Source organism: Pseudomonas sp. GW821-FHT01D09, from assembly GCF_059422465.1.
Genome location: NZ_JBWKWY010000011.1, coordinates 103,100 through 125,152, shown reverse-complemented (window position 1 = coordinate 125,152; position 22,053 = coordinate 103,100). Strand labels below are relative to the sequence as shown.

At 63.2% G+C, this 22,053-nt stretch carries 24 protein-coding genes; 13 read left to right on the top strand and 11 right to left on the bottom strand.

Annotated elements, in window-relative coordinates; translation table 11 throughout:
- Positions 1 to 99: 99 nt before the first annotated feature.
- A complete protein-coding gene (locus AC07W7_RS13160; RefSeq protein ID WP_076964178.1) occupies positions 100 to 1,098 on the bottom strand; it encodes an AraC family transcriptional regulator in 999 nt (332 codons plus the stop codon).
- Positions 1,099 to 1,432: 334 nt separating this feature from the next.
- Between AC07W7_RS13160 and AC07W7_RS13155 the strand changes: the two genes are divergently transcribed.
- Complete coding sequence (locus AC07W7_RS13155; RefSeq protein ID WP_076964177.1) at positions 1,433 to 2,764, top strand: dicarboxylate/amino acid:cation symporter; 1,332 nt, start codon at positions 1,433 to 1,435, stop codon at positions 2,762 to 2,764.
- Between the two features lie 151 nt (positions 2,765 to 2,915).
- Positions 2,916 to 4,097, top strand: coding sequence for a CaiB/BaiF CoA transferase family protein (locus AC07W7_RS13150; RefSeq protein ID WP_495039458.1), 1,182 nt, complete (start codon positions 2,916 to 2,918; stop codon positions 4,095 to 4,097).
- Between the two features lie 114 nt (positions 4,098 to 4,211).
- Here the strand turns inward: AC07W7_RS13150 and AC07W7_RS13145 are convergent, their stop codons facing one another.
- Positions 4,212 to 4,706 carry a SprT family zinc-dependent metalloprotease gene (locus tag AC07W7_RS13145; RefSeq protein WP_076964188.1) on the bottom strand — a complete coding sequence of 165 codons (495 nt, stop codon included), beginning with the start codon at positions 4,704 to 4,706 and terminating at the stop codon, positions 4,212 to 4,214.
- 129 nt (positions 4,707 to 4,835) lie between these two features.
- Positions 4,836 to 5,438, bottom strand: coding sequence for a Yip1 family protein (locus AC07W7_RS13140; protein ID WP_076964175.1), 603 nt, complete (start codon positions 5,436 to 5,438; stop codon positions 4,836 to 4,838).
- Positions 5,439 to 5,817: 379 nt separating this feature from the next.
- On the opposite strand from AC07W7_RS13140, the gene ttcA reads away from it, so the two are divergent.
- Positions 5,818 to 6,642: a tRNA 2-thiocytidine(32) synthetase TtcA gene (gene ttcA, locus AC07W7_RS13135; RefSeq protein WP_076964174.1), complete on the top strand. Its 825-nt coding sequence runs from the start codon at positions 5,818 to 5,820 to the stop codon at positions 6,640 to 6,642.
- Positions 6,643 to 6,709: 67 nt separating this feature from the next.
- The gene (locus tag AC07W7_RS13130; RefSeq protein ID WP_076964173.1) at positions 6,710 to 7,381 is read left to right on the top strand and encodes a DNA-3-methyladenine glycosylase I; all 672 of its coding nucleotides are present in this window, start codon (positions 6,710 to 6,712) and stop codon (positions 7,379 to 7,381) included.
- Positions 7,382 to 7,481: 100 nt separating this feature from the next.
- Here the strand turns inward: AC07W7_RS13130 and AC07W7_RS13125 are convergent, their stop codons facing one another.
- Genes AC07W7_RS13125 through arsC form a run of 3 tightly spaced genes read right to left on the bottom strand, consistent with a single transcriptional unit; the run spans position 7,482 to position 8,849 of the window.
- Positions 7,482 to 7,901: a DUF2069 domain-containing protein gene (locus AC07W7_RS13125; RefSeq protein WP_076964172.1), complete on the bottom strand. Its 420-nt coding sequence runs from the start codon at positions 7,899 to 7,901 to the stop codon at positions 7,482 to 7,484.
- Positions 7,885 to 8,499, bottom strand: a complete 615-nt coding sequence (gene wrbA, locus AC07W7_RS13120) for an NAD(P)H:quinone oxidoreductase (RefSeq protein ID WP_076964171.1) — start codon at positions 8,497 to 8,499, stop codon at positions 7,885 to 7,887. Before wrbA ends, AC07W7_RS13125 begins: the two co-directional genes overlap by 17 nt.
- Positions 8,496 to 8,849 carry an arsenate reductase (glutaredoxin) gene (gene arsC / locus AC07W7_RS13115; RefSeq protein ID WP_076964170.1) on the bottom strand — a complete coding sequence of 118 codons (354 nt, stop codon included), beginning with the start codon at positions 8,847 to 8,849 and terminating at the stop codon, positions 8,496 to 8,498. Before arsC ends, wrbA begins: the two co-directional genes overlap by 4 nt.
- 115 nt (positions 8,850 to 8,964) lie before the next feature.
- On the opposite strand from arsC, the gene AC07W7_RS13110 reads away from it, so the two are divergent.
- Positions 8,965 to 9,426, top strand: coding sequence for a TlpA disulfide reductase family protein (locus AC07W7_RS13110; RefSeq protein ID WP_076964169.1), 462 nt, complete (start codon positions 8,965 to 8,967; stop codon positions 9,424 to 9,426).
- 51 nt (positions 9,427 to 9,477) lie between these two features.
- Here the strand turns inward: AC07W7_RS13110 and AC07W7_RS13105 are convergent, their stop codons facing one another.
- From AC07W7_RS13105 to AC07W7_RS13085, 5 genes are all read right to left on the bottom strand, one after another.
- Positions 9,478 to 9,882 carry an META domain-containing protein gene (locus AC07W7_RS13105; protein WP_197883009.1) on the bottom strand — a complete coding sequence of 135 codons (405 nt, stop codon included), beginning with the start codon at positions 9,880 to 9,882 and terminating at the stop codon, positions 9,478 to 9,480.
- Complete coding sequence (locus AC07W7_RS13100; RefSeq protein WP_495039457.1) at positions 9,879 to 10,319, bottom strand: hypothetical protein; 441 nt, start codon at positions 10,317 to 10,319, stop codon at positions 9,879 to 9,881. The genes AC07W7_RS13105 and AC07W7_RS13100 overlap by 4 nt, the downstream gene beginning before the upstream one ends.
- A 71-nt stretch (positions 10,320 to 10,390) precedes the next feature.
- Positions 10,391 to 11,380 (bottom strand): 2-hydroxyacid dehydrogenase, encoded by a 990-nt coding sequence (locus AC07W7_RS13095; RefSeq protein WP_495039456.1) that lies wholly within the window; start codon positions 11,378 to 11,380, stop codon positions 10,391 to 10,393.
- A gap of 111 nt (positions 11,381 to 11,491) precedes the next feature.
- Positions 11,492 to 14,245, bottom strand: a complete 2,754-nt coding sequence (locus AC07W7_RS13090) for a response regulator (protein WP_169866848.1) — start codon at positions 14,243 to 14,245, stop codon at positions 11,492 to 11,494.
- 197 nt (positions 14,246 to 14,442) lie between these two features.
- Complete coding sequence (locus AC07W7_RS13085; RefSeq protein WP_076964164.1) at positions 14,443 to 14,958, bottom strand: DUF2062 domain-containing protein; 516 nt, start codon at positions 14,956 to 14,958, stop codon at positions 14,443 to 14,445.
- Between the two features lie 136 nt (positions 14,959 to 15,094).
- Between AC07W7_RS13085 and AC07W7_RS13080 the strand changes: the two genes are divergently transcribed.
- The 8 genes from AC07W7_RS13080 to murB all read left to right on the top strand — a co-directional run bounded on the left by AC07W7_RS13080 (position 15,095) and on the right by murB (position 21,947).
- Entirely contained in the window at positions 15,095 to 17,350 is a 2,256-nt protein-coding gene (locus AC07W7_RS13080) for a DNA internalization-related competence protein ComEC/Rec2 (RefSeq protein WP_495039455.1), read from the top strand.
- Between the two features lie 75 nt (positions 17,351 to 17,425).
- Positions 17,426 to 18,061 carry a MotA/TolQ/ExbB proton channel family protein gene (locus AC07W7_RS13075; protein ID WP_029299724.1) on the top strand — a complete coding sequence of 212 codons (636 nt, stop codon included), beginning with the start codon at positions 17,426 to 17,428 and terminating at the stop codon, positions 18,059 to 18,061.
- A complete protein-coding gene (locus AC07W7_RS13070) occupies positions 18,058 to 18,486 on the top strand; it encodes an ExbD/TolR family protein (protein WP_076964162.1) in 429 nt (142 codons plus the stop codon). Before AC07W7_RS13075 ends, AC07W7_RS13070 begins: the two co-directional genes overlap by 4 nt.
- On the top strand, positions 18,486 to 19,496 hold the full coding sequence (gene lpxK, locus AC07W7_RS13065) for a tetraacyldisaccharide 4'-kinase (protein WP_495039454.1): 1,011 nt from the start codon (positions 18,486 to 18,488) through the stop codon (positions 19,494 to 19,496). The genes AC07W7_RS13070 and lpxK overlap by 1 nt, the downstream gene beginning before the upstream one ends.
- 24 nt (positions 19,497 to 19,520) lie before the next feature.
- On the top strand, positions 19,521 to 19,706 hold the full coding sequence (locus tag AC07W7_RS13060; protein WP_003174668.1) for a Trm112 family protein: 186 nt from the start codon (positions 19,521 to 19,523) through the stop codon (positions 19,704 to 19,706).
- Positions 19,703 to 20,467 (top strand): 3-deoxy-manno-octulosonate cytidylyltransferase, encoded by a 765-nt coding sequence (gene kdsB, locus AC07W7_RS13055; RefSeq protein ID WP_076964160.1) that lies wholly within the window; start codon positions 19,703 to 19,705, stop codon positions 20,465 to 20,467. Before AC07W7_RS13060 ends, kdsB begins: the two co-directional genes overlap by 4 nt.
- Positions 20,467 to 20,931 carry a low molecular weight protein-tyrosine-phosphatase gene (locus tag AC07W7_RS13050; RefSeq protein WP_099168471.1) on the top strand — a complete coding sequence of 155 codons (465 nt, stop codon included), beginning with the start codon at positions 20,467 to 20,469 and terminating at the stop codon, positions 20,929 to 20,931. Before kdsB ends, AC07W7_RS13050 begins: the two co-directional genes overlap by 1 nt.
- Positions 20,928 to 21,947: a UDP-N-acetylmuramate dehydrogenase gene (gene murB, locus AC07W7_RS13045; protein ID WP_099168472.1), complete on the top strand. Its 1,020-nt coding sequence runs from the start codon at positions 20,928 to 20,930 to the stop codon at positions 21,945 to 21,947. Before AC07W7_RS13050 ends, murB begins: the two co-directional genes overlap by 4 nt.
- Positions 21,948 to 22,053 lie beyond the last annotated feature (106 nt).

Below are 22,053 nucleotides of genomic sequence, written 5' to 3'. Positions count from 1 at the left end.
GCATCGCCGGCAAGCCAGCTCCCACATTTTGATTTGTGAACACCGTTAAATGTGGGAGCTGGCTTGCCTGCGATGGCGCCCGCCCAAACACCACCTCCCTCAACTCTCCTGCGCCCGATAAGCCCCCGGTGTCACCCCCGTCCACTTCTTGAATGCCCGGTGAAACGCCGAAGGCTCGGAAAATCCCAACTGCTCGGCAATCTCCTGCAACGACAAATCCGCCCGCCCCAGGTGAAAAATCGCAATATCCCGGCGCAATTCATCCTTGAGTGCCTGGAAACTGGTGCCTTCCTCGCGCAAATGCCGGCGCAGGGTCTGCGGGCTGATATGCAGGTGCTGCGCCACGGCTTCCAAGTCTGGCCACGGCGTGCGATCGCGGCTGAGCAGGCGGCGTATCTGGCTGCTCAGGCTGTCGCCTTCGTCGGGCCGGGACAGCAGGTCGGCGGGGGAGCGTTCAAGGAAGTGCTTGAGGGTGCGCTCATCCTGGAGCAGCGGCAGGCTCAGGTAGCGGCTGTGGAACACCAGGCTGCTGCTGGCCGCGCTGAACACCAGGGGGCAGGGGAACAGCAGGTCATATTCGCTGGCATGGGCCGGCATCGGGTAGCGGAAGCTCGCTTGCTCCAGGCGGATACGCTGGCCGATCAGCCAACTGCCGAGGCGATGCCAGATCACCAGCAGGCTTTCGCTCAAAAAATGATCCGGGTCCCACAGTTGCGAGTCATCCAGGCTCAGGCGCGCCATGTCGCCCTCACGGCTCAGGCGCCAGCGCGGCCCCTGGGGGAACAGGCTGTAGAACAACAACCCGCGTTCCAGTGCCTTTTCCAGGGTCCGGCAATGGATCAGCGCGTGGCACATCATGGCAAAGGTGCCGCGCTTGCTCGGTGCGTCGGCGAAGCCCAGGTACTCGTCATCCAGGGCCCGCCACAACATCTGCAACAGCCGCGTGAACTGCTCCGGGGCGATACGCGCGCGGGGCTCTGCCAGCAGTTCCGGGGTAATGCCCAGTTGCTGCAACAGCGTCGAGCAGTCGTAGCCGGCCCGGCGCGCGCCGCCCAGGGCCGCACGGGCGTAATGACTGGCGATGGTGCGTTCGCGCATGCGGGGGCCTCGTCCATTGAGTGGCCGATGGTAGCCATCATGCCTTGGGGGGACAAGGCGGATATCCGCCAAATTGTAGGACGAGATCGGGGCGCTGGGCGGATATCCGCCACCTGTGTGCCCCCGGGAAACCGCCGTTGCTAGCCATCGACCCCCGTGGTTTAAGGGCTCCAGGGCTTTTCAGGAAAGTGGCACGCCGTTTGCGATAAGGAGTACAGACCTGCCAGCCCGCAGTTCGCCAAAACAAATCCCTCCAGTGCAGGAGGGTTCGCAATTCAAGTGTCGTGGGCCATGGCGGATATTTGCCCCACGGGACTCTTGAGGAAACTTTGCAATGACGACTCGTCAGCCGTTCTACAAAACCCTGTACTTCCAGGTAATCGTTGCCATCGTTATCGGTATCCTGCTCGGTCACTTCTACCCACAGACCGGTGTGGCCCTCAAGCCATTGGGTGACGGCTTTATCAAGCTGATCAAAATGGTCATCGCCCCGATCATCTTCTGCACCGTGGTCAGCGGCATCGCCGGCATGCAGAACATGAAGTCGGTGGGCAAGACCGGCGGCTACGCGCTGCTGTACTTTGAAATCGTGTCCACCATCGCCCTGCTGATCGGCCTGGTCGTGGTCAACGTGGTGCAGCCAGGCGCTGGCATGCACATCGACGTTGCGACCCTGGACGCCTCGAAAGTCGCGGCCTACGTCACTGCCGGTAAAGACCAGAGCATCGTTGGCTTTATCCTCAACGTGATCCCCAACACCATCGTCGGCGCCTTTGCCAACGGCGATATCCTGCAAGTGCTGATGTTCTCGGTGATCTTCGGTTTTGCCCTGCATCGCCTGGGTGCCTATGGCAAGCCGGTGCTGGACTTCATCGATCGCTTCGCCCACGTGATGTTCAACATCATCAACATGATCATGAAGCTCGCGCCAATCGGTGCCCTGGGCGCCATGGCGTTCACCATCGGGGCCTACGGTGTCGGCTCGCTGGTGCAACTGGGCCAGTTGATGATCTGCTTCTACATCACCTGTGTGCTGTTCGTGCTGGTGGTCCTGGGTGGCATCTGCCGCGCCCACGGCTTCAGCGTCCTGAAACTGGTGCGCTACATCCGTGAAGAACTGCTGATCGTCCTGGGGACTTCCTCCTCCGAGTCCGCATTGCCGCGCATGCTGATCAAGATGGAGCGCCTGGGTGCGAAGAAGTCGGTGGTAGGCCTGGTGATCCCGACGGGCTACTCTTTCAACCTTGACGGTACTTCGATCTACCTGACCATGGCTGCCGTGTTCATCGCCCAGGCGACGGACACCCACATGGACATCACCCACCAGATCACCCTGCTGCTGGTGCTGTTGCTGTCCTCCAAAGGTGCTGCGGGCGTGACTGGGAGTGGCTTTATCGTCCTGGCCGCAACCCTGTCGGCGGTTGGCCACCTGCCGGTTGCCGGCCTGGCGCTGATCCTCGGTATCGACCGCTTCATGTCCGAAGCCCGCGCCCTGACCAACCTGGTCGGTAACGCCGTAGCGACCATCGTCGTCGCCAAGTGGGTCAAGGAACTGGACACTGACAAGCTGCAAAGCGAGCTGGCGTCCGGCGGTACCGGTATCTCCGAAACCCGCGAACTGGATGACCTGGGCGTGGCCGAAGGCCCGGCCCCGGCCATCAAGTAAACGCTGGCGCAGCCCTGAAAAACCCATCTTCGGATGGGTTTTTTTATGGGCGCACGAGCACAACGGTCACTGTCGATGATGCTTACGGTAATTGCCGCTGTTGCCCAAGGCTGACTACTCTGTGCCCCATCGAACTGGAATCGGAGCTCCCATGTCAGGCCCCTTGGCGTCCCTTAAAGTGCTGGATTTCTCGACCCTGCTGCCGGGGCCTTTTGCTTCGCTGCTGTTGGCAGACATGGGCGCCGAGGTGCTGCGCATCGAATCCCCCACGCGCCTGGACCTGCTGCGGGTGTTGCCGCCCCACGATCGAGGGGTGTCGGCCAGCCATGCCTACCTCAACCGCAACAAGCGCAGCCTGGCCCTGGACCTCAAGCAGCCCGAGGCACTGGCGATCGTGCGGCAATTGGTGGCGGACTACGACATTGTGCTGGAGCAGTTTCGCCCCGGAGTCATGGAGCGCCTGGGGTTGGGGTATGAAGCGTTGAAGGCGATCAACCCGAAGCTGATCTATGTGTCCATCACCGGCTACGGCCAGACCGGCCCCTACAAGGACCGCGCCGGGCATGACATCAACTACCTGGCCCTGTCCGGCGTCGCCAGCTATACCGGGCGCCAGGACAGCGGCCCGCTGCCCCTGGGCGTGCAAGTGGCGGATGTGGGCGGTGGCTCGTTGCATGGGGTGGTCGGCCTGCTCGCGGCAGTGATTGCGCGCCAGCACAGTGGGCTGGGCCAGTACCTGGATGTGAGCATGACCGACTGTGCCTTCAGCCTCAACGCCATGGCTGGCGCGGCCTACCTGGCCTGTGGCATGGAGCCTGGGCGCGAAGACCAGGTGCTCAATGGCGGCAGTTTCTACGACTACTACCGCTCGCGGGACGGGCGCTGGTTATCCGTGGGCAGCCTGGAGCCGGGGTTTATGCAGCAACTGTGTGGCGCGCTGGGGCGCCCGGAATTGGCGGCCCAGGGCCTGTCACCCAAGCCCGAACAGCAAAAGGCCCTCAAGCAGGCATTGCAGATTGAGTTTGAGCGACACAGTTTTGAGGAGCTGTGTGCGCTGTTTGCCGGGGTCGATGCCTGCGTGGAGCCGGTACTCAGCCTTGGCGAGGCCCTGGAGCATCCGCAATTAAAGGCCCGGGAGCTGGTGAGCCAGGTGCCCCGTGGGGATGGCTCGTTCCAGGCGCAGATGGCGTGCCCGCTGAAGTTTTCCGAGGGGGTGCCGGAGCCGAGGCATATTGGGGCGGCGGTGGGGGCGCACAGTGATGAGGTGTTGGGGGAGTTGGGTTTCAGTACCCAGCGGATTGCTGAGCTGCGGGGGGCCAAGGTGGTGGGGTAGTGGCTGTTTTGGCTCCATCGCAGGCAAGCCAGCTCCCACATTCTGATTTGTGAATACATTCAAATGTGGGAGCGGGCTTGCCCGCGATGGGGCCAGTGAAACCACCCCAAAACCTCACTCCACCCGCGTCTCCCCAGTAAACACCAACGTCCCCCGGCACCTGCGGCACACATACCGTCGCCCCTGGTTCACCAACCCATGGCGCTGGGCCGAGAACGGAAAGTCACTGTCGGCACACGGGCACCGGTAGATATAACGGGTCACCCGTCGGCGCTGGATCTCATAGGTATGGCAACGGTCGGGGGGCAGTTCGTAGACCCCGCGCATGATCAGTTGCCATTCCTCGCCATGGGGCTGGATGCGCTCGCCGAACAATTGGTGGGCGATCAGGTGCGCCACTTCGTGGGCCACCGTCTGTTTGAGGAAGTGTTGGCTGTTTTCCCGGTACAACTGGGGGTTGAAGCGCAGCAGGTTCTCGTGCAAATGCGCGACACCGGCTTTCTGCCCACGCAGCTTGAGGCTGACCTGGGGGCGTTTGAAACTTCGTTTGAAAAAGGATTCGGCTTGCAGGAAACAATCTTCGACGCGGGTATTGAGTTGCTCGGGCATGCTGTACATATCTCCAGAGACCCTCAGTATGCCGCATCCAAGGGGGTTTCCGAATCTGCCAGGCGCCGAATGGTCATGCATCACGCACAAAGCCACCTTGCGGTGGCTGTTCCTGCGGTTAAAAAACGGCTAGTTGGTGTAGATCGGCCCCACGCCCAGGCCCCAGACAATCACGGTAAACGCCATGATCGCCACCAGGACCACCAGGCCGACGGCCAGTACCGAGCTGGAAAACAGGAAGCCTTCGTCCGGGTCGATGCTCATGAAGGTCGGCAGCCCCACATACAGCAGGTACACCGTGTAGCAGATGGCGGCCGTGCCCACGACCATGCCCAGCCACATATGCGGATACAGCGCGGCCAGCCCGCCGATAAACAGGGGGGTGGCGGTGTAGGTGGCAAATGCCACGCAGCGTGCCATGCTCGGATTGGCGTCATAGGTGCGCGCCATCCAGTGAATGAAGGCGCCCATCACCGCAACGCCGCCGAGCATCGCCAGGTACGACATGATGGTCATCCACAACGCGCTTTCCTGGGTCAGCATGACCGGGGCGCGATTGCCGATGACCCAGCCGACCTGGGTGGTGCCGATAAACGCCGACACGGCGGGGATCGCCGCGAGAATCAGCGTGTGAGTCAGGTACATGTGGCCGATGCTTTCCTCTTTATCGCCACGAATTTCCCGCCATTCCTGGTCGGGATGGGTGAAAAGCCCCACGACGTGATGGATCATGCCAGTCACTCCTGTCGTTATTGCCATCGCCCCCCAAGCGGAGCGCCCGCCGGCCAAGTGGCCTGAAAGGTCTGGATATGTGTGCGACCTTATGTCGCAGTATAGGAAGTGATAGCCAGGAAAAGTGGGGGGCTTTAGAGCAAATCGCGCTGTAAACACGGGGCTTAATCGCGCCTGGGTCTGTGACGTGGAATGCAGTCCCCTGTGGGAGCTGGCTTGTCGGGTCGCCGCATCGCTGCGATGGCGGTGGGTCAGTTGCCAGAAACAGTGGCTGGACTGCCGCTATCGCGGGCAAGCCCCTCCCACATTGGAACTCGGTGCGCCATACCGCTAAAATACCCGGCTTTTCGTCACAACCTTTTTCGCGGATCCAAGCGCCATGGGCACCCTTACCGTCAATCAGAACAAACTGCAAAAACGCCTGCGGCGCCTGGCCGGTGAGGCTGTCGCTGACTTCAACATGATCGAAGAGGGCGACAAGGTCATGGTCTGCCTGTCCGGCGGCAAAGACAGCTACACCCTGCTGGATGTGCTGCTGCACCTGCAAAAGGTCGCGCCGATCAAGTTCGACATTGTCGCGGTCAATATGGACCAGAAGCAGCCCGGGTTCCCCGAGGACGTGCTGCCGGCCTACCTCAAGGCCTTGGGCATCGAGTACCACATCGTCGAGAAAGATACCTATTCAGTGGTCAAGGAACTGATCCCGGAAGGCAAGACCACCTGCTCGCTGTGCTCGCGCCTGCGCCGTGGCACGCTGTACACCTTTGCCGATGAAATCGGCGCGACCAAGATGGCCCTGGGGCATCACCGCGATGACATCGTCGAGACCTTCTTTCTCAACATGTTCTTCAACGGCTCGCTCAAGGCCATGCCGCCCAAGCTGCGTGCCGACGATGGGCGCAACGTGGTGATTCGCCCGCTGGCGTATTGCAACGAGAAGGACATCCAGGCCTACTCCGACTTCAAGCAATTCCCGATCATCCCCTGCAACCTCTGCGGTTCCCAGGAGAACCTGCAGCGCCAGGTGGTCAAGGACATGCTCCAGGAGTGGGAGCGCAAGACGCCGGGGCGCACCGAGAGCATCTTTCGCAGCTTGCAGAACGTGATCCCCTCGCAGCTGGCCGACCGTAACCTGTTTGACTTCACCAGCCTGCGCATCGACGAAACCGCGGCTTCGCGCTTCGTCAACGTTGTGAACCTCTGAGCCTTTTCCAGGCTCTGACAGACGGCGCTTATGGGCGCCGTTTTCATTTCAACCCGTAGGAGAGGGCATGCGCGATTACAAATGGCTGCACGAATACTGTCTGAACCGCTTTGGTTCGGCGGCCGAGCTGGAAGCCCACCTGCCCGTGCCCAAGACGCCGGCGCAATTGCGCCAGATCAGCGATGACCGCTACCTGTCGACCCTGTCGCTGCGGGTGTTTCGTGCCGGGCTCAAGCACAGTGTGGTGGACGCCAAATGGCCGGCGTTCGAGGAGGTGTTTTTCGGCTTCGATCCCGAAAAAGTCGTGCTGATGGGCGCCGAGCACCTTGAGCGGCTGATGCAGGACACACGGATCATCCGCCACCTGGGCAAGCTCAAGAGCGTGCCGCGCAATGCGCAGATGATCCTCGATGTCGAGCAGGAGAAGGGCAGCTTCGCGGCGCTGATTGCCGACTGGCCGGTGACCGAGATCGTCGGCTTGTGGAAATACCTGAGCAAGCACGGCCATCAACTGGGCGGGCTGTCGGCACCGCGCTTTTTGCGCATGGTGGGCAAGGACACGTTTGTGCCGAGTTATGACGTGGTTGCGGCGCTGAATGCGCAGGAGATTGTCGACAAGGCCCCCACCAGCCTGCGGGACCTGGCGACGGTGCAGGCGGCGTTCAACCAATGGCACGCCGAGAGCGGGCGGCCGATGTGTCAGTTGTCGATGATGTTGGCTTATACGGTCAATCATTGAGATCGAGGTGCTGCCATCGCAGGCAAGCCAGCTCCCACAGGGGGATGCATTCCAAATGTGGGTTTGCCTGCGATGGGACCTGAGCGGCCCCACAAAACCCTCAGGCTGGCTGACCTTCCCCCGCCAACCGCCGATTCAGCTGGAACCGCCAGCGTACATATAGCAGCGCCGTGCAGAACACCGCCAGGCTCGCCAGCATCTCCAGCACGCCAAACCACTGGCGGTTCGGGTCATAGGCCGCCAGGGCGCCCTTGATGAAGTACAGGTTCACCACAAAGCACATCCACGAATGCCCGCGCGCGCTGCCCATGAGCATGCCCGGCGCGAGGATCAACAACGGCACCAGTTCGATCAGCAAGATCACCCAGGGGCGTGCGCCATGCAGGTCGGCGACCAGCAGGTAGTAAACGCAGAGCAGCCCCACCAGGCCCAGGAACGCCAGCAGGCTCAAGGCCCGTGCCAGCTTGACCCGGGGTTCCAGCCAGGCCTGGGCCGGCAGGACTTTAGGCTTCTTGGCCACGGCCACTCTCCAGTTTTGCCGCGGTCTTCGCCAGGCGCAGGCCCAGGGCACGGCATAGGGCGATTTCATGAGCGTCCAGGGCGCGTTTACCGTCGGCGCCGGAATGGTGGCTGGCGCCGTAGGGCGTACCGCCGCCCTGGGTGTCGAGCAACGCCTGTTCGCTGTAGGGCAGGCCGGTGATCAGCATGCCGTGGTGCAGCAACGGCAGCAGCATCGACATCAGGGTGGTTTCCTGGCCGCCGTGCAGGCTGGCGGTTGAGGTGAAGACCCCAGCCGGCTTGCCGACGAGGGCGCCAGTCAGCCACAGGTTGCTGGTGCCGTCGAGAAAGTACTTCAACGGCGCGGCCATGTTGCCAAAGCGCGTCGGACTGCCCAGGGCCAGGCCTGCGCAGTGCTTCAGGTCGTCGAGGCTGGCATACAGCGCGCCTTCGGCCGGGATGCTCGGCGCGACGGCCTCGCACTCGCTGGAGATCGCCGGCACGGTGCGCAGGCGCGCTTCCAGGCCGCCTTGCTCGATGCCCCGGGCAATCTGCCGGGCCATTTCGCTGACCGAGCCGTTGCGGCTGTAATACAACACCAGAACGTAAGGCACGCTCACGGCAGCAGCTCCAGGATATTTTCCGGTGGCCGGCCAATCACGGCTTTGTCGGCGGTGGCCAGGATCGGCCGTTCCATCAGCTTGGGATGGGCGGCGATGGCGGCAATCAATTGCGCCTCGCTGAGGCTGGCGTCGTCCAGGTTGAGGGTCTTGTATTCGTCTTCGCCGCTGCGCAGCAGTTGTCGGGCGCCGACTCCCAGCTTGGCGAGCAGGGCTTCAAGCTGCGCGGCGTCCAGCGGGGTTTCCAGGTAGCGCACGACGTTCGGCGTGAGGCCACGGGCCTCGAGCAGTTCGAGCGCACCGCGGGATTTCGAGCAGCGCGGGTTGTGATAAAGCGTCAGATCGGTCATGTGCGGGTCGCATCTTGCGTAAGGTGGCGGGTATTCTACCTGCGCTGCGGGCTGTCCTTAAACCGTAAGAGGCGATCGGCCGCAGCCTACGTTCATTTTTGCTAAGGAATACCCCATGACACGGCGACTGATAGGCGCACTGGCAGTTATCACCACACTCCTGCTCAGCGGTTGCGGCAATGATTATGGCGTTGACCAATACGGCCAGAAAGTCGCGGCCGAGCGCATCGACAAGCAATGGCTGGTGATCAATTACTGGGCCGAATGGTGTGGCCCGTGCCGCATCGAGATCCCCGAACTCAACGCCCTGGCCGAGCAGCTCAAGGGCCAGCCGGTGAGTGTGTTTGGCGTCAACTTCGACAATGTGCAGGGCGAAGAGCTCAAGAGCGCCAGCGAGAAGCTGGGCATCAAGTTCACCGTATTGGCACAGAACCCCGAGGCCATTTTCGAGATTCCGCGCAGCGAAGTCTTGCCGGTGACCTACATCATCGATGACAAGGGCAAGGTGCGGGCGCAGATGCTGGGCGAGCAGACGGCGGCGGGGGTACTGGCCAAGCTCAAAGCGTTGCGCGGCTGACCCCTTGCGATCTCTGTAGGAGCGAGCTTGCTCGCTCCTACAAGGGCTGGATCAACCTTCTTCCAGCCACAAACGCAGTGGCTTGCCCTCGGCAGGCCAGAAACGGGTCTGCTCGATGGGCGAGATGTCCCAGCGCTGCACGGTTTGCAGGGCCTTGAAGAAGCGCTGTTCCTGCTCCATCAGGGCTTCGGCACACAACTTGCGGGTGCTGCCGATCTTGCCGAAGCTGAGTGTGTCACCGTCCAGGCTGTACGGCGCGAACCAATGGTTGCAGCCGCCATTGCCATAGGCCCGGCCATCGGCGCCGAGGGTCACGGTCAGGTGGGCGTAGTCCATCAGGGGCCGTTCGCCGATCCACTCCACGATATAGCTGTGATCCTGCTTGAGCTTGACTTCATCGCTGGCGCAGCCGACAAGGCCTGCGCCCAGCGCTGCGAGCACCAGCAGGCTCTTCATGGCGCGGCCTGCTGGCATTTCGGGCAACGGTGCTTGTCGCCGACCGTGGCCCAGCCCAACTCGGCAATGCGCGCCGTGGCGGCCGGTTGCAGCGGCTCCTTGGTCAGCTTGGTTTCTACCGCGAACTCAAACTCCAGCACGGCCTCGCAACTGTCGCAATTGGCCTTCCAGGTGTGAATCTCCAGCTCGCCGAACTTCGGCCCTTGCGCCATGGCTACCCATTGCCCGGCCGGGCGGATGGAGTAGCGCGCATCGCCTTCGACGGTCAGGCGCATCGACAGGGTCTTGCTGCCGCGCAAGGTGACGATCAGCACATCGCCATGCTTGATCGAACCACCATTGCCGGTGACTTGATAACGACCCGGCACCAGGGCGCGGCATTCGATCAGGGTGTGTTGTGGGCTCAGCAAACTGAAGCGGAAATCGTGTTCGGCCATGGATCCTCCAAATAGGCGCGGCATCCTATCATGCTCGTCTATTTACCATGCGCGCGGTATGTGACCGTTGATCATCCGTGCACCAGGTTTTGTGGCTGGCCGCCGGCCCAGGCCTGGATATTGGCCAGGGTGGTCCCGGCAATTGCCGCCAGGGCCTCGCGGGTGAGGAAGGCCTGGTGCGCGGTGATGATTACGTTGGGGAAGGTCAGCAGGCGCGCCAGTACATCGTCCTGCAAGGGCAGGTCCGAGCGGTCTTCAAAAAACAGCTGGGCCTCTTCCTCGTACACATCCAGGCCCAGGTAGCCCAGTTGCCCGTCCTTGAGCGCTTCGATCAGCGCGGGGGTGTCCACCAGGCCACCGCGCCCGGTATTGATCAGCATCGCCCCCGGCTGCATATGGGCCAGGGATTGCGTATTGATCAGGTGCTTGCTGTCGGCGGTCAACGGGCAGTGCAGGCTGATGATCTGCGCCTCGGCCAGCAGTTGGGGCAGGCTGACATAGTGCGCGCCAAGGGCTTCGACCTGCGGATTGGGATAGGGATCGTACGCCAGCAAGGTGCAGCCAAAACCGGCCATGATCTTGGCAAAGGTCGCACCGATCTGCCCGGTGCCTACTACGCCCACGGTCTTGCCCACCAGGTCGAAGCCGGTCAGGCCGTGCAGGCTGAAGTCGCCGTCGCGGGTGCGGTTATAGGCGCGGTGCAGGCGACGGTTAAGGGCCAGCACCAGCGCGACCGCATGTTCGGCCACCGCGTGGGGCGAGTACGCCGGCACCCGCACGATGGTCAGGCCCAGGCGCTTGGCGGCGGCCAGGTCCACATGGTTGTAGCCGGCCGAGCGCAGGGCGATCAGCTGCGTGCCGCCGGCGGCCAGGTGTTCGAGCACCGGGGCGCTGAGGTCGTCGTTGATAAAGGCACAGACCACTTCGTGCTTGTCGGCCAGGGCCACGGTGTCGAGGTTCAGGCGTGCCGGCTGGAACTGCAGCTCCAGGCCGGTGGGCAAGGGTTCGGCAAGAAAGCTGTCACGGTCATAGGTCTGGCTGCTGAAGAGGATGATGCGCATCAAGGGGCTCCCTGCAAAATAGCGTGTGGTGACACAAATCCTGTCGGCGCCAGCTTACCGGCACTTACAGGATAGGTTGCCCGTCATTGGCGTTGGGCGTGTTGCTCTGTATCAGGCATTGACCCGGGCTTCGTTGGCCAGGCGGGTGATGGCCATGTCCAGCTCATCCAGGGCGGCCATGGCCTTGGCGTCATCCTGCTTGAGCAGGGTTTCGGCGCGCTGGCAGGCCGCGCGCAGTTGTGGCACGCCGCAGTAGCGGGTGGCGCCGTGCAGGCGGTGGACCCGTTCGATCAGGGCATTGTTGTCGTTGGCTTCGCGGGCGATGCAGACCGCTTCGCGATCGGCTTCCAGGGACGCCAGCAACATGGCCAGCATATCGGCGGCCAAGTCAGCCTTGCCGGCCGCCAGGCGCAGGCCTTCCTCATGGTCGAGTACCGGCAGTTGGGCGGCGGGGCCGTGGCCTTCGACGGCGCGTTCCGGGCCCTGGTTGCGCAAGGCCAGGCCGGTCCATTTCAGTACCACCTGGGCCAGTTGCCGCTCGCTGATGGGCTTGGTCAGGTAGTCATCCATGCCGCTTTGCAGCAGGGCGCGTTTTTCATTGGCCATGGCGTGGGCCGTCAGCGCGACGATAGGCAGCGGCGTGCCGTGGCGCTCGCTTTCCCACTGGCGAATCGCCTCGGTGCTCTGGCGCCCGTCCATGCCGGGCATCTGCACGTCCATCAGCACCAGGTCGAAGGCTTCCTTTTTCACCGCTTCGATGGCGGTATAGCCGCTTTCCACGGCCTGCACCTTGGCGCCCATGTCTTCGAGCAGGGTCTGCACCAGCAGCAGGTTGGCCGGGTTGTCGTCGACACACAGCACCCGTGGCGCACGGCTGGACAACGGCTCGCCCGGTTCACTGCGCGAGGGGCGCGGGCTGATCAGGTCGGACAGCGCCCGGCGCAATTTGCGGGTACAGGCCGGCTTGGCCTGCAACTGGCTATTGGGGTTGGGCACCGACAGGTTGAACAGCATCTGTTCGGTGGTCGGGCACAGCACCAGGACTTTGCAGCCCAGGTGTTCAAGGTCCCAGAGATGTTGGTTGAGGCGCTCGGGTGGAATATCGTTGGCGGTGATGCCCAGCACCGCCAGGTCGATCGCCTGCTCGGTCTGGTGCGCGCTGGTAATGCCGTTGGTCAGGTTTTCCAGGCTGGTGAACGGCGTGACCTCCAGGCCGCAGTCTTCCAACTGGTGTTGCAGGGCCTGGCGCGCCAGTTCGTGATTCTCCAGCACGGCCACGCGCCGGCCCAGCAGCGGCGGGGCCGGCAGGTCTTCGATATCGTCGCGGGTCTTGGGCAGGTTGAGGCTGATCCAGAACTCCGACCCCTGGCCCGGCGTGCTGTCGACGCCGATTTCGCCGCCCATCTGCTCGATCAGGCGTTTGGAAATCACCAGCCCCAGGCCCGTCCCACCGGGCTGGCGGGACAACGAGTTATCCGCCTGGCTGAAGGCCTGGAACAGGGCGCGCACATCCTGGTTGGACAGGCCGATGCCGGTGTCTTGCACGCTGATGCGCAGTTGCACGCTGTCTTCCTGCTCGTCTTCAAGCATGGCCCGGGCGACGATGGTGCCTTCGCGGGTGAACTTGATGGCATTGCTGACCAGGTTGGTGAGGATCTGCTTGAGGCGCAGCGGGTCGCCCACCAGGGACAGCGGCGTATCGCGGTAGACCAGGCTCACCAGCTCCAGCTGTTTGGCGTGGGCGGCCGGGGCAAGGATGGTCAGGGTATCTTGCAGCAGGTCGCGCAGGTTGAACGGGATATTGTCGAGCACCAGCTTGCCGGCTTCGATCTTCGAGAAGTCGAGGATTTCGTTGATGATGCCCAGCAGGTTGTCGGCGGACTTTTCGATGGTGCCCAGGTAATCCAACTGGCGGGGTGACAGCTCGCTTTTCTGCAACAGGTGGGTGAAACCGAGGATGCCGTTGAGCGGCGTGCGGATTTCATGGCTCATATTGGCCAGGAACTCGGACTTGATGCGGCTGGCTTCCAGGGCTTCCTTGCGGGCCAGGTCCAGCTCGATGTTCTGGATCTCGATGGTCTCCAGGTTCTGGCGCACATCTTCGGTGGCCTGGTCGATGCTGTGTTGCAGTTCTTCCTGGGCGTTTTGCAGGGTATCGGCCATGCGATTGATACCGGACGCCAATTGATCCAGTTCCTGGCTGCCCAGGGGCGGCAAGCGGGTTTCCAGGTTGCCGTCCTTGAGCTGCGCCACCGCTTGCTTGATCTGGCCGATGGGCGAGTTGATCGTGCGACTGATACGTAAGGCCAGGGCGGTCGTGCAGATCAGCCCGATGGCGATCAACAGCAGGCTGGCGAACAGGCTGCGATAGCCGCGCAGCAGCATGCCATTGTGGGTCAGCTCCAGCTCGACCCAGCCCAGCAGGCGGTCGGCTTCGTCGGGAATCAAGTCGCCGGCGAGGTTGCGATGGCGGCCGAACACGGGCAGCAGGTAGCGGGTGGCGTCATTGCCGGTGTGCTGCAACAGGTGCGAGCTGTTGCCGATCGGCGGCTGGTTGAGCATGGTCGGGCCGGCATGGGCCAGGGGCGAGCGGTCGGGCGCCAGGAAGGATACGGCGCGGACGTCGACTTGCTCCAGGGACTGGGTAGCGATGCGCTCCAGCAGGTCGGTGTTCTTGTTGCCCAGGGCCGGAGCCACCAGCGGCGCCAGCTGTTCGGCGATCATCTCGCCGCGATTGAGCAGTTGGGTTTGCAGGTCCGAGAGCTGCATCCAGGTGAAATAACCGCCCAGCAGCAAGGCCATCAGGCTGGTAGGCAACAAGGTCAGCAACAGTACGCGGCCTTTTATCCCCATTCTTCTTAGCACGCCACTCTCCTGCTACCACACTGATGTCGACATTCTACGCAAGCATCCGGCCTGCGCCACCTGCGCAGTGTAGCCATATGCGGGGGGTGGAATCTTGCAAAAGATGATTGAGGGGGGAGGGCGGGCTTATTGAGTACCTCTCCATTGCTGCGCTAACGGATAGGTACACCGAAGCGCCAGCACCTGCATGCCGGTCGCTACCGATTACGTTGCTGGCGCTTTTTCCACTGATGCCCAACCCACCATCGCCAGTACACCATGGTCAGGCAGTACGCCAGCGCGCCCAGGACCAGGCCCAGCACCACCGAGCCCAGCAGGAAGGGCTGCCACATGGTCGACAGTTGCCCGCTGATCCATTCCCAGGTCAGTTCGTCGGGCAGGGTGCGGGCCGGGATGTTCATCAGCCAGGTGCCCGTCATGTAGGTGCAGAAGAACACCACGGGCATGGTAATCGGGTTGGTCAGCCATACCAGGCTCACGGCGATGGGCATATTGCCACGCACGGAGATGGCGAGGATGGCCGCCAGCAGCATCTGCAAGGGCATGGGAATGAAGGCGGCAAACAAGCCGACAGCCATGGCCCGGGCAACCGAGTGCCGATTGAGGTGCCAGAGGTTGGGGTCATGGAGCAGCGTGCCGAGAAAGCGTAAGGACTTATGTTCCCTGATGCTGGTCGGATCGGGCATGTACCGTTTGAATAAGTGCCGTGGCATAAGGGGTCCAGGTCAGTTCGAGGGGCAAGTATGCCCGTATTCTACGAACGGGAAATTCAGACTTTGTGACAAAAAATCATAGTTCGCCCTGAACCGCTCGGCTAACACTCAATGGATCACGTTCAAGGAATGATCCATGCGTACAGGGATGTTTGCATTGGCATTGGGGCTGCTGGCGTTGCGCCTGCTGCCCGTCTTGCCGCCGGTCGGTTGGTTGCTGGTGTTGCCGGTGGTGGCGTTGATGCTGCTGCCGTTTCGTACTTATCCGCTGGCGTTTTTCCTGTTGGGCCTGGCCTGGGCCTGTTTCAGCGCGCACCAGGCCCTGGACGACCGGCTCGCTCCCGCCCTGGACGGCCAGACCCGTTGGTTGGAGGGGCGGGTCAGCGGGCTGCCGCAGCAGGGCAATGGGCTGGTGCGCTTCGAGCTGAGCGACAGCCGGTCACGCCAGGGCCGGCTGCCCCAGCGTATCCGTGTGACCTGGCAGGGCGGCCCGCCAGTGCGCAGCGGCGAGCGCTGGCGTTTGGCTGTCACCCTCAAACGGCCCTCCGGCCTGCTGAATTTCCAGGGCTTCGACCAGGAAGCCTGGCTGCTGGCCCAGCGCGTGGGGGCAACGGGGTCGGTCAAGGACGGCCAGCGCCTGGCACCCGCCCGGCATGCCTGGCGTGATGGGCTGCGCCAGCAGCTACTGGCGGTCGATGCCCGGGGGCGCGAAGCCGGGCTGGCCGCATTGGTGCTGGGCGACGGCTCCGGCTTGGCCGCCGAGGATTGGCGCATTTTGCAGGACACCGGCACCGTGCATCTGTTGGTCATCTCCGGCCAACATATCGGCCTGTTGTCAGGGTTGATCTATGCCCTGGTGGCCGGGCTGGCCCGCTATGGCTGCTGGCCTAGGCGCTTGCCCTGGCTGCCCTGGGCCTGTGGCCTGGCATTTGCCGCGGCGCTGGCCTATGGCGTGCTCGCCGGTTTTGCCGTGCCGGTACAGCGCGCCTGTGTGATGGTGGGGCTGGTGTTGCTGTGGCGCCTGCGGTTTCGCCATCTGGGGATCGGCTGGCCCCTGCTGCTGGCCCTCAATGCGGTATTGATCCTTGAACCCCTGGCCAGCCTGCAACCGGGTTTCTGGTTGTCGTTTGCCGCCGTGGCCGTGTTGCTGCTGGCCTTCAGCGGCCGTTTGGGGGCCTGGCGTGCGTGGCAGGTCTGGAGCCGTGCCCAGTGGCTGATCGCTATCGGGCTGTTTCCGCTGCTATTGATCCTCGGCTTGCCGATCAGCTTGAGTGCGCCGCTGGCCAATCTGTTTGCCGTGCCGTGGATCAGCCTGCTGGTGCTGCCGTTGGCGCTGGCGGGTACGTTGTTGCTGGCAGTGCCGTGGCTGGGCAGTGGCCTGCTGTGGCTGGCGGGTGGCGCGTTGGATTGGCTGTTCAGCGCCCTGGCCTTGCTGGCCGGGCACATACCGGCGTGGATGCCGGCCGAGGTGCCCGTGGGCTACTGGCTGCTCAGTCTGCTGGGCGCCGTGCTGTTATTGATGCCCAAGGGCATTCCTGTGCGCCTGCTGGGCTGGCCCCTGTTGTTGCTGGCGGTGTTCCCGCCCCGTGAATCGATCCCATTGGGCCAGGTGGCGGTAGAGCAACTGGATGTCGGCCAGGGCCTGGCGATTGTGTTGCGCACCCGCAACCACGTGCTGTTGTATGACGCCGGGCCACGGGTGGGGGACTTCGATCTCGGTGAGCGAGTGGTTCTGCCGGCTCTGCGTAAGCTGGGGGTTGGCCAGGTGGACTTGATGCTGCTCAGCCATGCCGACGCCGATCATGCCGGCGGCGCGGCGGCGGTGGCGCGCGGGTTGCCGGTCAAGCGCGTGGTGGGCGGGGAAACCCAGGGGCTGCCGGCGTTTCTTGGCGCCCAGGCCTGTGTCAGCGGTGAACAATGGGAATGGGACGGCGTGGCATTCCAGCTGTGGCAATGGGCCGATGCCCGCAACGGCAACGCGAAGTCGTGCGTGCTGCAGGTCCAGGCCAGTGGCGAGCGGCTGCTGCTGACCGGCGATATCGACCGTGAGGCCGAACGGGCCTTGTTGGCCACGCCCCTGGCGGTGCCCACGGATTGGCTGCAAGCCCCTCACCATGGCAGCCGCAGCTCCTCGTCCTGGCCGTTCGTCCAGCAACTGGCCCCCAAGGCGGTGCTGATTTCCCGTGGGCGAGGCAATGGCTTTGGCCATCCGCACCCGCAGGTAGTTGCGCGTTACCAGCATCTGCGCAGCGCCCTTTATGACAGCGCCGAACAGGGCGCCGTGCGCCTGCGCCTGGGGGCTTTCCAGGCTCCGGTCACGGCGCGCAGCCAGCGCCGTTTCTGGCGCACGCCTGCAATTGACAGTTACCAAAGAGCGGGGCCTGCGACATGATGGCTGTCGGCGGGCAGGCTCTTCCTCGCCAGCCTATATGCTAAAGTGGCGCACTTTTTCGAGGGGACATTCACTGTGTGGGAATTGGTCAAATCCGGCGGCTGGATGATGTTGCCGATCATTCTGAGCTCCATCGCCGCACTCGGCATCGTTGCCGAACGCCTGTGGACCCTGCGCGCCAGCCGTGTGACCCCTGATCATCTGCTGGGGCAGGTCTGGCGCTGGATCAAGGACAAGCAACTGGACAAGGAAAAACTCAAGGAACTGCGGGCCAATTCCCCCCTGGGCGAGATCCTGGCTGCGGGCCTGGCCAACTCCAAGCATGGTCGCGAGATCATGAAGGAGTGCATTGAAGAAGCCGCCGCCCGGGTGATCCACGAGCTGGAGCGCTACATCAATGCCCTGGGCACCATCGCCGCAATGGCGCCATTGCTGGGCTTGCTCGGCACGGTACTGGGCATGATCGATATCTTCAGTGCTTTCACCGGTTCGGGCATGACCACCAATGCCTCGGTATTGGCCGGGGGCATTTCCAAGGCCTTGATCACCACGGCGGCGGGCCTGATGGTGGGGATCCCGGCGGTGTTTTTCCACCGCTTCCTGCAACGGCGCATTGATGAGCTGGTGGTGGGCATGGAGCAGGAAGCGATCAAGCTGGTGGAAGTGGTCCAGGGCGACCGCGATGTCGACCTGGTCGAGGGCAAAGCGTGAAATTTCGCCGCAAGCCCCGGGAAACCGTCGATATCAACCTGGCCTCGTTGATCGATGTGGTGTTTATCCTGCTGCTGTTTTTTGTCGTCACCACCACCTTTACCCGGGAAACCCAGCTGCGGGTCGAACTGCCGGAAGCCGTCAGCGGCTCGCCGGCTGAAGACCAGCAGCTCAAGCAACTGGAGATCACCATCAGCGCCGAAGGGGTGTTTTCGCTGAATAATCAGTTGCTCGAAAAAAACGACGTGGCCAGCGTGATGGATGCGCTGCAGAGGGAATCCGGCGGTGATACGCAACTGCCGCTGTCCATCAGTGCCGATGGCAAGACCCCGCACCAGGCCGTGATCACCGCGATGGATGCTGCCGGCAAGCTCGGCTTCAGCCATTTGCGCATGACCACCGTCGAGGCGGCGGGGCAGCCCTGATGGCCTGGTCCGATCGTTTGCTCAAGGCCTGGTACGACGGCCACCCGGCGCTCAAGCTCTTGCAGCCGCTGGAGGCGCTCTATCGCCAGGTGGTCAAGCGCAAGCGCGACCGGTTCCTGGCGGGTGAGGGCACGATCTACCAATCACCGGTGCCCATTGTCGTGGTTGGCAATATCACCGTGGGCGGCACGGGCAAGACGCCGTTGATCCTGTGGTTGATCGAGCATTGCCAGCGCAGTGGCCTGCGGGTCGGCGTGGTCAGCCGTGGCTATGGGGCCAAGCCTGCGCAGTTGCCATGGCGGGTGCAGGCTAGCGACAGCGCGCAAGTGGCCGGCGACGAGCCGTTGTTGATCGTGCAGCGCAGCGGCGTGGCACTGATGATCGACCCCGATCGCAGCCGTGCGGTGCAGGCCCTGCTGGCCAGCGAGACCCTGGACCTGATCCTGTCCGACGATGGCCTGCAACATTACCGCCTGGCCCGCGACCTGGAACTGGTGCTGATCGACAATGCCCGTGGCCTGGGTAATCGCCGCTGCCTGCCTGCCGGGCCGCTGCGCGAGCCGGTCGAGCGCCTGCACAGCGTCGATGCCCTGCTCTATAACGGCGCGGCGGCTGATCGCGAAGATGGCTTTGCCTTCCGTCTGTTGCCCACGACCCTGGTCAATCTGCTGACCGGAGAGCGCCAGCCGCTGGACCATTTCCCCGTGGGGCAGCGGGTGCACGCGGTCGCCGGCATCGGCAACCCGCAACGTTTCTTCAACACCCTCGAAACGCTACACTGGCTGCCGATACCCCATGCATTTGCCGACCATGCGCCCTACAGCGCCGAGGTCCTGAATTTTACGCCGTCACTGCCGTTGGTCATGACCGAAAAGGACGCGGTGAAGTGCCGCGCCTTTGCCCAGGCACACTGGTGGTACCTTGCAGTCGATGCAGCACCGTCACCGGCGTTTATCGCCTGGTTCGACACGCAACTGATGCGTCTGCTGCCGGCTCGACTTTTGCCTTGAAACGCTTTTATCCAGGAAACCCCCATGGACACCAAACTGCTCGATATCCTCGCTTGCCCGATCTGCAAAGGCCCGCTCAAGCTCAGTGCCGACAAGACCGAGCTGATCAGCAAGGGCGCCGGCCTGGCCTACCCGATCCGCGACGGCATTCCGGTGATGCTGGAAAGCGAAGCCCGTACCCTGACGACCGACGAGCGCCTGGATAAATGACCACTGCCTTCACTGTTGTCATCCCCTCGCGCTACGCCTCCACCCGCCTGCCCGGCAAACCATTGCAGATGATCGGCGCCAAGCCGATGATCCAGCTGGTCTGGGAGCAGGCCTGCAAGAGCAGCGCCCAGCGCGTGGTGGTGGCCACGGATGACCTGCGGATCATCGAGGCCTGCAAGGGGTTTGGTGCCGAAGCGGTGTTGACCCGTGAAGACCACAACTCCGGCACTGACCGCCTGGCCGAAGTCGCTACGCACCTGGGCCTGGCGCCGGACGCCATCGTGGTCAACGTGCAAGGCGACGAGCCGCTGATCCCGCCGTGTGTCATCGACCAGGTCGCCGCCAACCTGGCCGCCCATGCCGAAGCGCGCATGGCGACCCTGGCCGAGCCCATCGAAGACATCCAGACCCTGTTCAACCCGAACGTGGTCAAGGTGGTCAGCGACCTCAATGGCCTGGCCCTGACCTTCAGCCGTTCGACCCTGCCCTGGGCGCGCGACGAATTTGCCCGGCAGCCTGACGTGTTGCCGGCGGGCGTGCCGTATCGCCGTCATATCGGCATTTATGCCTACCGCGCCGGCTTCCTGCATGACTTCGTCAGCTGGGGCCCATGCTGGTTGGAAAACACCGAGGCCCTGGAGCAACTGCGGGCCCTGTGGCACGGTGTGCGCATTCATGTGGGGGATGCGATTGAAGCCCCGCCGCCGGGGGTCGATACCCAGGAAGACCTTGAGCGCGTACGTCGGTTGTTGGGGGCTTGATGGAAGTCCTGTTTGTGTGCCTGGGCAATATCTGCCGCTCGCCCACCGCCGAGGGCGTGCTGCGCCACAAACTGCGGGCCGCCGGGCTGGCGGACCGGGTCGAGGTGGCGTCTGCCGGGACCGGTGAATGGCATATCGGCAAGGCGCCGGACAAACGCAGCCAGCAAGCGGCGCTGCGCCGTGGCTACGACTTGTCGGCCCAGCGTGCCCAGCAGGTGTCGCGCGCCGATTTTGCGCGCTACGACCTGATCCTGGCCATGGACCAGAGCAACCTGCGTAATCTCAAGGCCATGCAGCCGGCCCAGGGCAAGGCCGAGCTGGACCTGTTCCTGCGCCGCTACGACTTGGCGATGGATGAAGTGCCGGATCCGTATTACGACGGCGAACAGGGGTTCGAGCAGGTCCTGGACCTGATCGAGTCCGCCTGTGATTTGCTGGTGATCGAATTGAAGGGGCGTTTATGAGTCTGGATGTGCAGCCCCAGGTGTCCCTGAAGGCCTTCAACAGTTTTGGCATCGATGTGCGTGCGCAGTTGTTCGCCGAGGCCCATAGCGACGCCGATGTGCGCGAGGCCCTGGCCTATGCGGCCGCACAACCGTTGCCATTGCTGGTGATCGGTGGCGGCAGCAACCTGCTGCTGACCCAGGATATCCCGGCCCTGGTGTTGCGCATGGCGACCCGGGGTATTCGCGTCCTGCACGAGGACGCGCAGCAGGTGGTGGTGGAAGCCGAGGCGGGTGAGGCCTGGCATCCTTTTGTGCTGTGGACCCTTGAGCAAGGATTCTCTGGCCTGGAAAACCTCAGCCTGATCCCTGGCACTGTCGGTGCGGCGCCGATGCAGAACATTGGCGCCTACGGTGTCGAGATCAAGGATGTGTTCGCCGGCCTGACCGCCCTCGACCGCCAGACCGGCCAGTTGCGCGATTTCAGCCTGGCAGAATGCAACTTCGCCTACCGCGACAGCCTGTTCAAGCACGAAGTAGGGCGCTGGCTGATCCTGCGGGTGCGCTTTGCCTTGAGCCGCGTCGCGCAGTTGAAGCTCGGCTATGGCCCAGTGCAACAACGCCTGGCCGAGCAGGGCATTACCCAGGCCACACCGAGCGACGTCAGCCGCGCCATATGCAGCATCCGCAGTGAAAAACTGCCCGACCCCGCGGTATTGGGCAACGCTGGCAGTTTCTTCAAGAACCCGCTGGTCTCCCAGGGGCTGGCGGCGCAGTTGCAGCTGCAATATCCCGATCTGGTGGCCTATCCCCAGGCCGATGGCCAAGTGAAACTGGCGGCCGGCTGGTTGATTGAAAAGGCCGGCTGGAAGGGCTTTCGCGACGGTGATGCCGGTGTGCATCGCTTGCAGGCGCTGGTGCTGGTCAACTATGGCGCGGCTACCGGCCTGGATATTTCCAGCCTGGCCCAGCGCATCCAGCGCGATATCGCCGAGCGCTTCCAGGTTGACCTGGAAATGGAACCCAATCGTTATTGAGCTACGCTTCCCGTGTGTTGAACCAAGCCCTGCACTGCAGGGCTTTTTTGTTAATGCTGGGTTAACTTAGCAGGCTAACGCTGCCTGTTTATTGTTCGATAGATGC

What these genes read in the sequence shown, in the direction of transcription:
- AC07W7_RS13160 (WP_076964178.1), bottom strand. Translation starts at nt 1,098, where the DNA reads ATGCGCGAACGCACCATCGCCAGTCATTACGCCCGTGCGGCCCTGGGC.
- AC07W7_RS13155 (WP_076964177.1), top strand. Translation starts at nt 1,433, where the DNA reads ATGACGACTCGTCAGCCGTTCTACAAAACCCTGTACTTCCAGGTAATC.
- AC07W7_RS13150 (WP_495039458.1), top strand. Translation starts at nt 2,916, where the DNA reads ATGTCAGGCCCCTTGGCGTCCCTTAAAGTGCTGGATTTCTCGACCCTG.
- AC07W7_RS13145 (WP_076964188.1), bottom strand. Translation starts at nt 4,706, where the DNA reads ATGCCCGAGCAACTCAATACCCGCGTCGAAGATTGTTTCCTGCAAGCC.
- AC07W7_RS13140 (WP_076964175.1), bottom strand. Translation starts at nt 5,438, where the DNA reads ATGATCCATCACGTCGTGGGGCTTTTCACCCATCCCGACCAGGAATGG.
- ttcA (WP_076964174.1), top strand. Translation starts at nt 5,818, where the DNA reads ATGGGCACCCTTACCGTCAATCAGAACAAACTGCAAAAACGCCTGCGG.
- AC07W7_RS13130 (WP_076964173.1), top strand. Translation starts at nt 6,710, where the DNA reads ATGCGCGATTACAAATGGCTGCACGAATACTGTCTGAACCGCTTTGGT.
- arsC (WP_076964170.1), bottom strand. Translation starts at nt 8,849, where the DNA reads ATGACCGATCTGACGCTTTATCACAACCCGCGCTGCTCGAAATCCCGC.
- AC07W7_RS13110 (WP_076964169.1), top strand. Translation starts at nt 8,965, where the DNA reads ATGACACGGCGACTGATAGGCGCACTGGCAGTTATCACCACACTCCTG.
- AC07W7_RS13105 (WP_197883009.1), bottom strand. Translation starts at nt 9,882, where the DNA reads ATGAAGAGCCTGCTGGTGCTCGCAGCGCTGGGCGCAGGCCTTGTCGGC.
- AC07W7_RS13100 (WP_495039457.1), bottom strand. Translation starts at nt 10,319, where the DNA reads ATGGCCGAACACGATTTCCGCTTCAGTTTGCTGAGCCCACAACACACC.
- AC07W7_RS13095 (WP_495039456.1), bottom strand. Translation starts at nt 11,380, where the DNA reads ATGCGCATCATCCTCTTCAGCAGCCAGACCTATGACCGTGACAGCTTT.
- AC07W7_RS13085 (WP_076964164.1), bottom strand. Translation starts at nt 14,958, where the DNA reads ATGCCACGGCACTTATTCAAACGGTACATGCCCGATCCGACCAGCATC.
- AC07W7_RS13080 (WP_495039455.1), top strand. Translation starts at nt 15,095, where the DNA reads ATGCGTACAGGGATGTTTGCATTGGCATTGGGGCTGCTGGCGTTGCGC.
- lpxK (WP_495039454.1), top strand. Translation starts at nt 18,486, where the DNA reads ATGGCCTGGTCCGATCGTTTGCTCAAGGCCTGGTACGACGGCCACCCG.
- AC07W7_RS13060 (WP_003174668.1), top strand. Translation starts at nt 19,521, where the DNA reads ATGGACACCAAACTGCTCGATATCCTCGCTTGCCCGATCTGCAAAGGC.
- kdsB (WP_076964160.1), top strand. Translation starts at nt 19,703, where the DNA reads ATGACCACTGCCTTCACTGTTGTCATCCCCTCGCGCTACGCCTCCACC.
- AC07W7_RS13050 (WP_099168471.1), top strand. Translation starts at nt 20,467, where the DNA reads ATGGAAGTCCTGTTTGTGTGCCTGGGCAATATCTGCCGCTCGCCCACC.
- murB (WP_099168472.1), top strand. Translation starts at nt 20,928, where the DNA reads ATGAGTCTGGATGTGCAGCCCCAGGTGTCCCTGAAGGCCTTCAACAGT.